Origin of the sequence: Plantactinospora alkalitolerans (genome assembly GCF_015690345.1) — a bacterium.
Lineage (GTDB): Bacteria > Actinomycetota > Actinomycetes > Mycobacteriales > Micromonosporaceae > Plantactinospora > Plantactinospora alkalitolerans.
Genome location: NZ_JADPUN010000392.1, coordinates 1 through 10,301, shown reverse-complemented (window position 1 = coordinate 10,301; position 10,301 = coordinate 1). Strand labels below are relative to the sequence as shown.

The window sequence follows — 10,301 nt, the reverse complement described above, 5'->3', positions numbered from 1 at the left end:
GGGCAACTGACCCGCGCGGCGGAGCGGCATCTGGGACGATTGTGGGGAGCCTTCGCGCTCCTCGCCGCCCTGATGGTCGTCGAGGCGGTCGCCGCGCTGGTCACCGGGTCGCTGGCGCTGCTCTCCGACGCGGGGCACATGTTCACCGACGTACTCGGGATCGGGATGGCCCTGGCCGCGATCACGGCGGGCCGCCGGGCCGTCGCCGACCCGCAGCGGACCTTCGGCCTGTACCGCCTGGAGGTACTGGCGGCGCTGGCCAACGCCGTACTGCTGTTCGGGGTGGCCCTCTACGTGCTGGTCGAGGCGGTACGACGGTTCGGCGCCCCGCCGGAGGTGGCGGCCGGCCCGATGCTGCTGGTGGCGACGCTCGGACTGCTGGCCAACCTGGCGGCGTTCTGGCTGCTCCGGGCGGGGGCTCGGGAGAGCATCAACCTGCGCGGCGCCTATCTGGAGGTCCTCGGCGACCTGCTCAACTCGGCCGGCGTGATCGTCGCCGCCGTTGTGATCATCTTTACCGGCTGGCGCTGGGCCGACCCGATCGTGGCGCTGGCGGTCGGGCTGTTCATCCTGCCCCGCACCTGGCGTCTTGGCCGCACTGCGGTACGCATCCTGGTACAGGCCGCTCCGGAGCACCTCGACGTGGCCTCGGTCCGGACCCGGCTCTCCGACGTACCCGGGGTCTGCGACGTGCACGACCTGCACGTCTGGACCCTCACCTCCGGTATGGAGGTCGCCTCGGCGCATCTCACCCTGGATACCGGCGCGGAGGTCGCCGCCGTGCTCGCGGCTGCCCGTTCGGCGCTGAGCGAGGACTTCCACATCTCGCACGCGACGCTCCAGGTCGAGCCGAGGACCGCCGCCGGTGGCTGTGGCCCCACGGACTGGTAGCCAGCGAGGCTCACCCGGTAGCCAGCGAGGTACACCCGATAGGCAGCGAGGCTCACCGATGGTTAGCCGCATCTTAAATTTCGGCGTGTCACCGACCGGTTTTGTCCGGTTACATCCGTCCGAAACAGGAGAATTAGGGATCCAATACCGAACACCGCACGTGTCCCCGGTCGAGAACTGCCGGTAGGCTCGGCCCCGGTCTTCGCTAGGTGGCGCCCTCCGGTGCCTGCGGGGGCCGTCGCCTAATCGCCACGCGCGAGCCGGGGAACCACGTACCAGGGGTGCATCCGCGTCAGCGGTAGGGATCTTCCGTCCCGAACCCGTCAGCTAACCCGGTCGGCGGCTGACGGAAGGAAGCTGTCATGCCGTTCCCGGCACCCACCCGAACGTCTCCGACCTTCGTCTGGCGCGCCCCGACATCCGCCCGGAAGGCGCCAGCCCGGCTCGCCGCCACGGCAGTCGCGCTGCTCACCCTGGGCGCGCTCGTCACCACCCTGGGCGCCACACCCGGGTACGCAGCGCCCGGCACGCTGACCCTGGCACCCAGCAGCAGTACAGACGAGGGAGGCAGCGACAGCCTGCGCGAGCAGCTCCAGACCGCCAGCAAGGGCTACGTCAACGCCAAGAACAAGTTGGACAACTCCGTCAAACGACAGAAGGAACTGACCACCCACCTCGGGACGCTGCGTACCGAGGTGACGACCCGGAGCGAACGGGTCGCCCAGATGGCCGGAATGGCGTATCGGACCGGTCGGCTGGGACAGGTGTCGGCGCTGCTCAACAGCGGTTCTCCGACCAGCCTGGTGGACCGGGCCGCCGCCCTCGACACGATCTCGGCGAACGAGAGCCGCGAGCTGCGCGGCCTGCGGGAGAGCGTCGACAAGGAGACCCAGGCGAAGGAAGCACTCGACCAGGAGATCCGCGAGCAGCGCAAGCAGGTCGAGGTGATGGAGACCCGCAAGAAGCAGGCCGAGAAGGCGCTGGCCGCAGCCAACAGCGGCGGCTCCAGCTCGGGGATCAGCGGCAGCGGCGGGGCGTCGGCCAAGCCCGCGCCCCGCAACTCCGACGGTTCCTGGCCGGACGAGTCGTGCAGCCTCAACGACCCGACCACCAGCGGATGCATCACGGCGCGGACGCTGCACGCGCTCAACCAGGCCAAGTCGGCCGGCTTCACCCGGTACGTCTCCTGCTACCGCAGTGGCGGCAGCGGCGAGCACCCCAAGGGTCAGGCGTGCGACTTCGCCGCCCAGAAGGGTGGCTTCGGCGGGGTGGCGAGCGGCGGCGACCGGACGTACGGCAACAACCTGGCGGCGTACTTCGTGCGGAACGCCGACCGGCTGGGCGTGCTGTACGTGATCTGGTTCAAGCAGATCTGGCTGCCGAGCAGCGGTTGGAAGACGTACAACAGCGGTAACGGCGATCCGTCCAGCGACCACACGAACCACGTACATCTGTCGATGAACTGAAAGCCGCCCGCCGGCAACGCCCGCCACCCCTGGGCGGTGCCGGCGGGCCGGTCCGGCGTCCGTCGCCCGGTGGATTTTCACCGGACGACGGACGCCGAACCGTAGGTAGATCCCGGCGTCGGGTCGGTCAGCAGCCGATCCTGGCCGAGCCCAGCGCGACGTCGTCGTACCACAGCGTGTCCGCGCCCTCGCCGTAGCTCTCCCAGCCCAACCGCAGGTCGGTCAGGTTCGGTCGCCAGTTCGCCCGGTTGAGCCACTGGCCGTCGACGTCGTGGGTCGGGGTGCCGTCGGCGGTCAGCCCCGTCACCGCCGAGCCGTCGACCCAGGTCGACAGCCGGCCCTGGTTGCCGTCGACCATGAATTCGACACAGGTCCAGCGGTTGACCGGCAACGGAACGCTGAGCGCGACACCGTTCGGGCTCTGCTCGGGCAGGGTGGCGTCGTCCGAGGCCCGATTCCATTGCAGAGCACCGTTCTGGCCGCCCATTCGCAGGTCACGGTTGCCGTCGTTGGCATCGCGCATGGCCAGGAACGTCACGTGCTGGGTCGGCAGCGCGGTGGTGTGCCGGACCCAGAACCGGGCGTACCGCACCGCACCGAGCCCGCTGAGGTCCCGGTTGGACCGGACGAAGACGTGGTTGCAGTAACCGGCGGTGCCGTTGATCCGTACCGATCGGGTGCCCTGATGCGCGACCGAGGTGTCGATGGCGGCGATTCCGGTTCCCTGGCAGTCCGGGTAGTTCAGGCTCCAGTCGCCGGACGGCGCGGACCCGGTCTGGTTCTCGAAGCCGTCGCAGAGCGCGGCGGCGCCACAGCCGGTCGGTGGCCCCGTGGTCGGCGGAGCCGTGGTGGGCGGGGCCGTCGTCGGCGGAGCCGTCGTCGGCGGGGCCGTGGTGGGTGGTGCGGTGGTGGGCGGGGCGGTGGTCGGCGGTGGTGTCGTCGGATCGGCGCCGTTGCACGGTACGCCGTTGAGCGTGAACCCGGTCGGGGCCGCCGCGCTGCTGGCATAGGTACCCTGCACGCCGAACTCGGTCGACCCGCCGGCCGGAAGTGAGCCGTTCCATGCCACGTTCCGGGCGGTCACCGCCGTGCCGGACTGGCTGACCTGTGCGTTCCAACTGTTGGTGATCCGCTGGTCGCCACCGTAGGTCCAGGTGACGGTCCAGCCGTTGACCGCGGTGTCTCCCGCGGTCACCCGGATGGCGGCGGTGAAGCCACCGGTCCACTGATTGGCCTGGTAGCCGACCAGGCATCCGGCGGCGGCCTGGGCGGATGGCACCAGGGTCAGGCTGACCATGGTGACGACGCTCGCGACGAGTGCGGTCACCAGGGCGACAGCCAGGGACACGCGGCGATACGGTGCGGAGACCCTCATGGGATTCCTCTCGACAACTGCCGGGCCCGCCGAGCGCGGGCCGGCAGTGCTGCTGCTGGGTCGACGGTCGGCCGGCACACGACATTTCGGGTACGGCCGCCCTACGCCTCCCGCGATCGGCTCCCGCGATCGAACGAGTTCGGATCCGACATCTCCGGCCAGCCCGAGCCCGGATCGTCCAGTGCCGAACGCCCGGCTCAGCTTAAAGACCGATATCAATGCCTGCAACTGATCGGCCATCCGATCCGATCACTGGAAGTCCGACCGGGCCTTGAGCCAGTCGAAGTCCGACCGGGCCTCGATCCAGTCGAAGTCCGACGGGCCTTGAACCAGTCGAAGTCCGACCGGGTCAGCCCCGGACTTCCGAGCGGGTGAGCCAGCCGCGCAGGGTCCACCTCGGTCGACGGCCACAATGACGGGATGACCGTGGCCCGCTCACTGCTGCTGTTCCTGCTCGCCGCCGTCGCCGAGATCGGCGGGGCCTGGCTGGTCTGGCAGGGCGTACGAGAGCAGCGCGGCCTGCTGTTCGTGGCCGCCGGCATGCTGGCACTGGCCGGGTACGGCTTCGTCGCGGCCTTCCAGCCGGATCCGAACTTCGGTCGGGTGCTCGCCGCCTACGGCGGGTTCTTCGTGGCCGGCTCGCTCGGCTGGGCCGTACTGGTGGACCGGTTCCGGCCGGATCGCTACGACCTGACCGGCGCCGCCGTCTGCCTGCTCGGCGTCGCGATCATCATGTACGCCCCACGCGGCTGATCGACGTCCCCCGGTCGGGACATCCTCCGGTCAAGCGGACAGCTCGGGGTACCGGTCCTGATGCGGCCGCCCGAGCGGGCGCCGCCGGTCGGGTGGCAAGACCCGGGCGTACGTCCGGTGACGTATCCGGGTCGCCCACATTCGCACGACGCGTCGGCGGCTGTCGCTCGGAAGCATTACACGCATGAAGCTCTCTCCGCCCTGGCGAAAGGCCCTGCTCACCCTGCACGTCGTCACTGCTGTCGGCTGGCTGGGTGTCGACGTGGTGCTGCTGACGCTCGGCGTGGCCGGGGTGCGGGGCGCCGCCCCGGACGTGGTCTATCCGGCGATCGGCCTGATCGGCCTGACCCTCTTCGTCCCGCTCAGCGTGCTGGCCTGGCTGGTTGGCATCGTCAGCGCGCTGTTCACTCCATGGGGGCTTCTGCGGCACCGTTGGGTGATGGTCAAGCTGATCATCACCACCGTGATGCTCGGCGCCGTCCTCTTCGCCCTGCTGCCGAACCTGCGTACCGCCGCCGAACTGGGGACGGCCACCCCCGCCGACGCCCGGCTCGGGCTGCTGATGGCTCCGATCGTCTCCACCACCCTGCTCGTGATCGCCACCGTCCTGTCGACGTACAAGCCGTGGGGCCGGCTACGCCGGGGCCGAGCCGGTTAGGAGGGGACCCTTCTTCTACAGAAAACGATAAGAAGGGGCCCTTCCTTACGCCTCCAGCGCGGCGGGGAGCCGGGAGGCCAGCGTCTGGTGGGCGGCGCGGGCCTGCCGGAAGGCGTACGGGAAGAGTGGGGCCGGTGCCGACAGGGTGATCTCGACGTCGACCCGGACCAGGCCGTCGGGTTCCCGGGTCAGCCGGGTGTGGTTGTGCACGGTGGTACGGGGCCACTGCCGAGCCACCATCACCACCTCGTCCGGGCCGACGCGAAGGGTGTCGGCCTGGTAGGTGATCCTGAACCGGAAGGGTCCCCAGTTCAGTCGGTCGGTGACGAGCTGGCTGCGCAGGATTCCCGGCCCGGCGGGCCGGGCGCGGACCCGGACGATCAACGGATGCAGCTCGGCCTGCCGCTCCACGTCGCCGAGCAGCCGTACCGCGTCGGCCAGTTCGCACCGGGCCCGCGCGCTGTACCGGAACGAGCCGGTTCGTGGCACCCCCGTCGCCTCCTCGGTCGGTCGGACCCGTCGATGGTCGTCGACGCCGGGTCCGGAAAGGAAATAGGCTCTCATCGTGGACTGCCTCGCCTGCCGGAACAATAATCTGCTCCCGGTGCTGCCACCCCGGGAGCGGGTGGCCGAGGACCCGCACTGGCGGGTGGCGCACGCGTTCGACACGTCGCTGCCGGGTTGGCTGGTGTTGGTCCCCCGTCGCCACGTGACCTCGATCGCCGAGTTGACCGACGCGGAGGCGGCGACGCTCGGCCGGTGGCAGGTACGGCTCGCCCGGGCCCTGAAGGCGGTCACCGGCTGTGCGAAGACGTACGTCGTCCAGTTCGCCGAGCAGGACGGCTTCCAGCACGTCCACTTCCACGTCGTACCCCGGATGCCGGACCTTCCCGCCGACCGCCGCGGCCCCCGGATCTTCGGATATCTGCATCCGCCGGACGACCAGCTTCTTGGCGAGGACCGCCGGGACGAGTTGGCGATGGCACTCCGGGCGCGGCTCGATGCCGACGGTCCGCCGCTCGATGCCGACGGTCCGCCGCTCGATGCCGACGGTCCGCCGCTCGATGCCGACGGTGGGTCGGCGTGATGGGGGCAGATGGGCGTTTCTGCTCTGTTTGATCGCATAAGTGCCTGCTGAAGGGGTATCTGGCTGGCATGCGTGGACATGTCATGGTCTTTGCCCCCGATCCGCAGCTCACGGTCACCATCGACCAACCGGCGGACGAGACCGAGATCCACCTGCATCCGGGCGGCCAGGGCGTCTGGCAGGCCAGGATGATCAAGTGTCTGGGCACGTCCGTGGTGCTCTGCGCGGGGCTCGGCGGTGAGATCGGGCAGGTCCTCGAGCCCCTGCTCGCCGGCGAGGGAGTCGACCTCCGGGTGATCCACCGGGAGTCCAGCAGCGGCGGCTACGTGCACGACCGGCGCAACGGAGCCCGCCAGGAGCTCGCCTCGGTGCCCGGCCATCCACTCACCCGGCACGAACTGGACGAGCTCTACAACCTGGCCCTGGGCGAAGGGCTGGGTGCCGAGGTGAGCATCCTCAGCGGCCCCGGCCATCCGAACCTGGTCGCACCGGACATCTACCGCCGGCTCGCCGCCGACCTCGGCCGCAACGGCAGCCGGGTGATCGCAGACCTCTCCGGAGCGCACCTGGCCGCGGTGCTGGACAGTGGCGTGTCGGTGCTGAAGGTCAGCCACGAGGAGCTGATCCGGGACGGTTGGGCCGCCGACGACAGCGAGGCGGAACTCGTCCGGGTCGCCCGGGCACTGCATGCGAACGGCGCCGAGTCGGTGGTACTCAGCCGGGCCGAGAGTCCCGCTCTCGTCCTGATCGACGGCGAGGTTTCCGAACTCGACATGCCCCGGCTGGAGGTGGCGGACCCGCGCGGTGCCGGCGATTCGATGACCGCAGGGGTGGCGGCGGTGCTGGCCCAGGGCGGCGACGTACGGCTGGCGGTCCGCACCGGGGCTGCGGCGGGGGCGCTGAACGTCACCCGGCACGGCCTCGGCACCGGCCGCCCGGACGCGATCGCGGGCCTGGTCGACCGGGTACGACTGGCGCCGATCGGCACCTGCCGGCAGGATCGGATGACACCCGACGAACTGGCGCACCGGACGACGAACTCATGACACTCCGCGTACTGGTCACCAACGACGACGGCATCGCCGCCCCCGGACTGCGCTGGCTGGCCCGTACGGCGGCGGCCCGGGGCCTGGAGGTGGTGGTCGCGGCGCCCAGCGAGGAGGCCAGCGGGGCCAGCGCCGCCATGAGTGCGGTCGAACGGGACGGCCGGGTCGTCGTCGAGGAACACTCGATCGACGAACTGCCCGGCGTACGGGCGTACGGGGTCGCCGGCTCACCCGGGCTCATCACCCTGATCGCCCTGCACGGGGCGTTCGGACCGGCGCCGGCGGTGGTGCTCTCCGGGGTCAACCGGGGCGCCAACGCCGGCCGGGCGGTGTTGCACTCCGGCACGGTCGGTGCGGCGTTCACCGCCGCCGCCAACGGCTGTCACGGGATGGCGGTCTCGCTCGACGTGCTCTCCTCGGTCGAGGCGAGCGCCGGCAGTGGCGGTGCCGCGATTGCGGTCCCGCATCCGGACCGGGACCAGCGACGGCACTGGGCGACGGCCGCGCGGGTGGCCCTCGATCTGCTACCCCGGTTGACCGCCGGGCCGACCGGGACCGTGCTGAACGTGAACGCTCCAGACCTGCCGCACGACCGACTGCGCGGGGTCCGGCGGGGCTCACTGGCCGGGTTCGGGCAGGTGCAGATGACCGTGGCGGAGGCGGGCAAGGGGTTCGTGCGTACCGCGCTGGAGGAGTCCGGCGAGCGTGTCGTACCGGGCACCGACGTGGCGTGGCTGGCCGAGGGTTACGCCTCGGTGACGGCGATCCGGGCGGTCACCGAGGCGTCCGACGTGGACCTGTCCGACCTGGACGATCCACAGTGAGAGTTGGTTGGGTGGTCCGGTACGCGACGCGGGGCCGCTGGCCGGATCGCGGTCAGGCGCCGGGGACCTTGACTTCCTCGGCGGCGGACGCGGCACCCGCGAAGTAGGGTTCCGGCGCTCCGAACAGGCCGAGCAGCCCGGTGACCCAGAGTTGCCGGTGGACGAACCGACTCGGTTCGGTGACCACGAGCTTGACGCCGCTGACCTCCGCAGTCTGGAAGCCGGCGACCATGGCGCTGATACCGACCGAGTCGATGAAGCTGACCAGTCGCATGTTGAGCTCGATCCGTGACGGCCGTCCCTTGGTCAACACCCCGGCGATGGCCTCACGAACCTCGTACGCCGTGTCGACGTCGATTTCTCCACGAGGGGCGATCTCCACTACTCCACCGGGCAGGACCGACTTGACGATCGACAGGCTCACGCGAGCACCTCCACTCGCCCATGTCCGGGCGCCTAATCAGTACGCGGGCCGCGACCGAGAGTATTCCTCTGACGGCCCCGATCGCCACCCTTCCGGACGGGCAATCTATTCAACGAGCCGACAAACCAGCCTGGTAACGGGGCAAACTACGCTAAATTTTCCTGCCCGTACCCGGATGACAGCTACCCTCACCACCCACAGCCGTCAGCCTAGCCGTCAACGGGTCGGCATCGCGCGACCAGCGACTGTGTCGTCGCCCGCTCGGGCGCCGGGAGCGTCCTCCGCAACTCCCCCACGCCACTCCGGCCCCACGCCGGCGCGTACCGACGCCCGGCCGACACCGCGCCGACCTGCACGACGAGCTGCGGTGCCGCCCCATCCGGTGCACCGCTCCCGCTCGTCGGCACGCCCCGGCGCCGGCCGCCGTGATCCCGCACACTCCAGGGGCCTCCGCGAGCGTTCAGGGGGTCTCCGGGGGCGGGAGAGACGGTTGCGAACGCTCGGGGCGGCTGTTGCTGCCGAGCGGAACGGGACGGGTGTGTCGCGGACCACCTAGCATGAGGCGTACCGCCGTCGCGCGCGGGACGGCCCTCCAGGTTCGGGAAGGGACACCTGATGCTGAGGAAACTGATCGGACTGGCCGGCGTCGGCGCGCTGCTGGCTCTGGTACTGGCCTGCGGGTTCGGCGGCGGGGGCGATGACGACGACGATGATGACGACGACGATTTCGCCCAGCCCGCGTCGATTGTCATGGTTCGCTGATCACTTGGGCGTAGCGGCAGCGGACGCCGTCCGGTTCCGGCAGACTCGAGTCGTGATCCCGGGTTTGCCAGGAAAGACGCCTGGGCACCTCCCGTGTAGCAAGCCGCAACCGCGCCGAACAGACGCCTCTGTCCGAAGTGGCCGCTGATTTCGGCAACCGAGGAGGTAGCACGATGCTCGGAACCAACCTGCTGAAACACCAGAGCAAGCCCGAGCGGGTCGCCGACCAGGCGTGGGAACACCTGACCAACGTCGTCAACTCGGCCGGTGACTCGGTGCGGCACGCCGCACGGGACACCGCCCGCTCGGCACGACAGACCAGCTCCCACCTCACCAGCCAGGCCGGGGACCGGGTCGGTGCCGTGACCGACGAGGCATGGCAGCGGGCCAACCGGGCGTACGACGCCCTCGCCGGCCGCCGTCCGGGCCTGCCCTGGGCCTGGCTGGTCGGGGCCGGACTGGTCGGGGCCGCGCTGGCCTGGGCCGCCACCACCGCGTCCCGGGCCGCCCTGGCCCGGGCCGAACGGGAACTGCCCGCCAGCGACCGGCTCGAGTACGTGGACGTCGACCGGGCCGACACACCGGTCCGGCTCGACACCACCTGATCCGTTCCGACCTGTCGACCGGCCCGCCCGGCCGGCGGTGGTACGGCAACCGGGGCCCGCCGTGATCACGGCGGGCCCCGGCCCGTGCGGAGTCAGCTCCGCGTGCAGCCGACCGTCGCCGGTACGGCGTTCGTGCCGGTCCAACTTCCGAGGAAGCCGAACGTGGTAGACGCGTTCGCGGCCAGGTTGCCGTTGTACGCCGCGTTGCGCACCGAGACGGACGAACCGGTCTGGGTATGTGTGCCACCCCAGATCTGGCTGATCGACTGTCCGTTCGCGAAACTCCAGCCCACCGTCCAGCCGGTCATCGCCGACGTGCCGGTGTTCCGGACCGTCACCTCGGCCTGGAAGCCGCCCTGCCAGGAGCCGGTCACCGAGTAGGTGGCCGAGCAGCTACCACTCGGCGACGC

Annotated in this window: 13 protein-coding genes and 1 riboswitch; of the genes, 9 read left to right on the top strand and 4 right to left on the bottom strand. The window is 70.6% G+C overall.

The window, feature by feature from the left end:
* Nucleotides 1-6 precede the first annotated feature (6 nt).
* Both I0C86_RS38875 and I0C86_RS38870 read left to right on the top strand, forming a co-directional pair.
* Nucleotides 7-891 (top strand): cation diffusion facilitator family transporter, encoded by an 885-nt coding sequence (locus I0C86_RS38875; protein WP_196206313.1) that lies wholly within the window; start codon nucleotides 7-9, stop codon nucleotides 889-891.
* Nucleotides 892-1,120: 229 nt separating this feature from the next.
* A riboswitch (cyclic di-AMP (ydaO/yuaA leader) is annotated at nucleotides 1,121-1,249 on the top strand.
* Between the two features lie 4 nt (nucleotides 1,250-1,253).
* Entirely contained in the window at nucleotides 1,254-2,357 is a 1,104-nt protein-coding gene (locus I0C86_RS38870; protein ID WP_230395528.1) for a coiled-coil domain-containing protein, read from the top strand.
* Nucleotides 2,358-2,484: 127 nt separating this feature from the next.
* On the opposite strand, the gene I0C86_RS38865 is transcribed toward I0C86_RS38870, so the two are convergent.
* Nucleotides 2,485-3,705, bottom strand: a complete 1,221-nt coding sequence (locus tag I0C86_RS38865) for a cellulose-binding domain-containing protein (RefSeq protein WP_323374126.1) — start codon at nucleotides 3,703-3,705, stop codon at nucleotides 2,485-2,487.
* Between the two features lie 447 nt (nucleotides 3,706-4,152).
* Between I0C86_RS38865 and I0C86_RS38860 the strand changes: the two genes are divergently transcribed.
* Together I0C86_RS38860 and I0C86_RS38855 are read left to right on the top strand one after the other, a co-directional pair.
* On the top strand, nucleotides 4,153-4,485 hold the full coding sequence (locus I0C86_RS38860) for a YnfA family protein (RefSeq protein WP_196206309.1): 333 nt from the start codon (nucleotides 4,153-4,155) through the stop codon (nucleotides 4,483-4,485).
* A 184-nt stretch (nucleotides 4,486-4,669) separates the two neighbouring features.
* Complete coding sequence (locus tag I0C86_RS38855; RefSeq protein WP_196206308.1) at nucleotides 4,670-5,143, top strand: hypothetical protein; 474 nt, start codon at nucleotides 4,670-4,672, stop codon at nucleotides 5,141-5,143.
* A 45-nt stretch (nucleotides 5,144-5,188) separates the two neighbouring features.
* On the opposite strand, the gene I0C86_RS38850 is transcribed toward I0C86_RS38855, so the two are convergent.
* Complete coding sequence (locus tag I0C86_RS38850) at nucleotides 5,189-5,707, bottom strand: SRPBCC family protein (protein WP_230395527.1); 519 nt, start codon at nucleotides 5,705-5,707, stop codon at nucleotides 5,189-5,191.
* Between the two features lies 1 nt (nucleotide 5,708).
* Between I0C86_RS38850 and I0C86_RS38845 the strand changes: the two genes are divergently transcribed.
* From I0C86_RS38845 to surE, 3 genes are all read left to right on the top strand, one after another.
* A complete protein-coding gene (locus tag I0C86_RS38845) occupies nucleotides 5,709-6,230 on the top strand; it encodes an HIT family protein (RefSeq protein WP_196206307.1) in 522 nt (173 codons plus the stop codon).
* 83 nt (nucleotides 6,231-6,313) lie between these two features.
* The gene (locus tag I0C86_RS38840) at nucleotides 6,314-7,276 is read left to right on the top strand and encodes a 1-phosphofructokinase family hexose kinase (protein ID WP_230395526.1); all 963 of its coding nucleotides are present in this window, start codon (nucleotides 6,314-6,316) and stop codon (nucleotides 7,274-7,276) included.
* The gene (gene surE, locus I0C86_RS38835; RefSeq protein ID WP_196206305.1) at nucleotides 7,273-8,100 is read left to right on the top strand and encodes a 5'/3'-nucleotidase SurE; all 828 of its coding nucleotides are present in this window, start codon (nucleotides 7,273-7,275) and stop codon (nucleotides 8,098-8,100) included. Before I0C86_RS38840 ends, surE begins: the two co-directional genes overlap by 4 nt.
* A gap of 52 nt (nucleotides 8,101-8,152) precedes the next feature.
* On the opposite strand, the gene I0C86_RS38830 is transcribed toward surE, so the two are convergent.
* A complete protein-coding gene (locus tag I0C86_RS38830; RefSeq protein ID WP_192771540.1) occupies nucleotides 8,153-8,524 on the bottom strand; it encodes an STAS domain-containing protein in 372 nt (123 codons plus the stop codon).
* A gap of 615 nt (nucleotides 8,525-9,139) precedes the next feature.
* On the opposite strand from I0C86_RS38830, the gene I0C86_RS38825 reads away from it, so the two are divergent.
* Complete coding sequence (locus I0C86_RS38825; RefSeq protein ID WP_196206304.1) at nucleotides 9,140-9,286, top strand: hypothetical protein; 147 nt, start codon at nucleotides 9,140-9,142, stop codon at nucleotides 9,284-9,286.
* A 173-nt stretch (nucleotides 9,287-9,459) separates the two neighbouring features.
* Complete coding sequence (locus I0C86_RS38820; RefSeq protein ID WP_196206303.1) at nucleotides 9,460-9,891, top strand: hypothetical protein; 432 nt, start codon at nucleotides 9,460-9,462, stop codon at nucleotides 9,889-9,891.
* A 92-nt stretch (nucleotides 9,892-9,983) separates the two neighbouring features.
* On the opposite strand, the gene I0C86_RS38815 is transcribed toward I0C86_RS38820, so the two are convergent.
* Nucleotides 9,984-10,301: cellulose binding domain-containing protein (locus I0C86_RS38815; RefSeq protein ID WP_196206302.1), on the bottom strand; the 318-nt coding region annotated here is incomplete at its 5' end.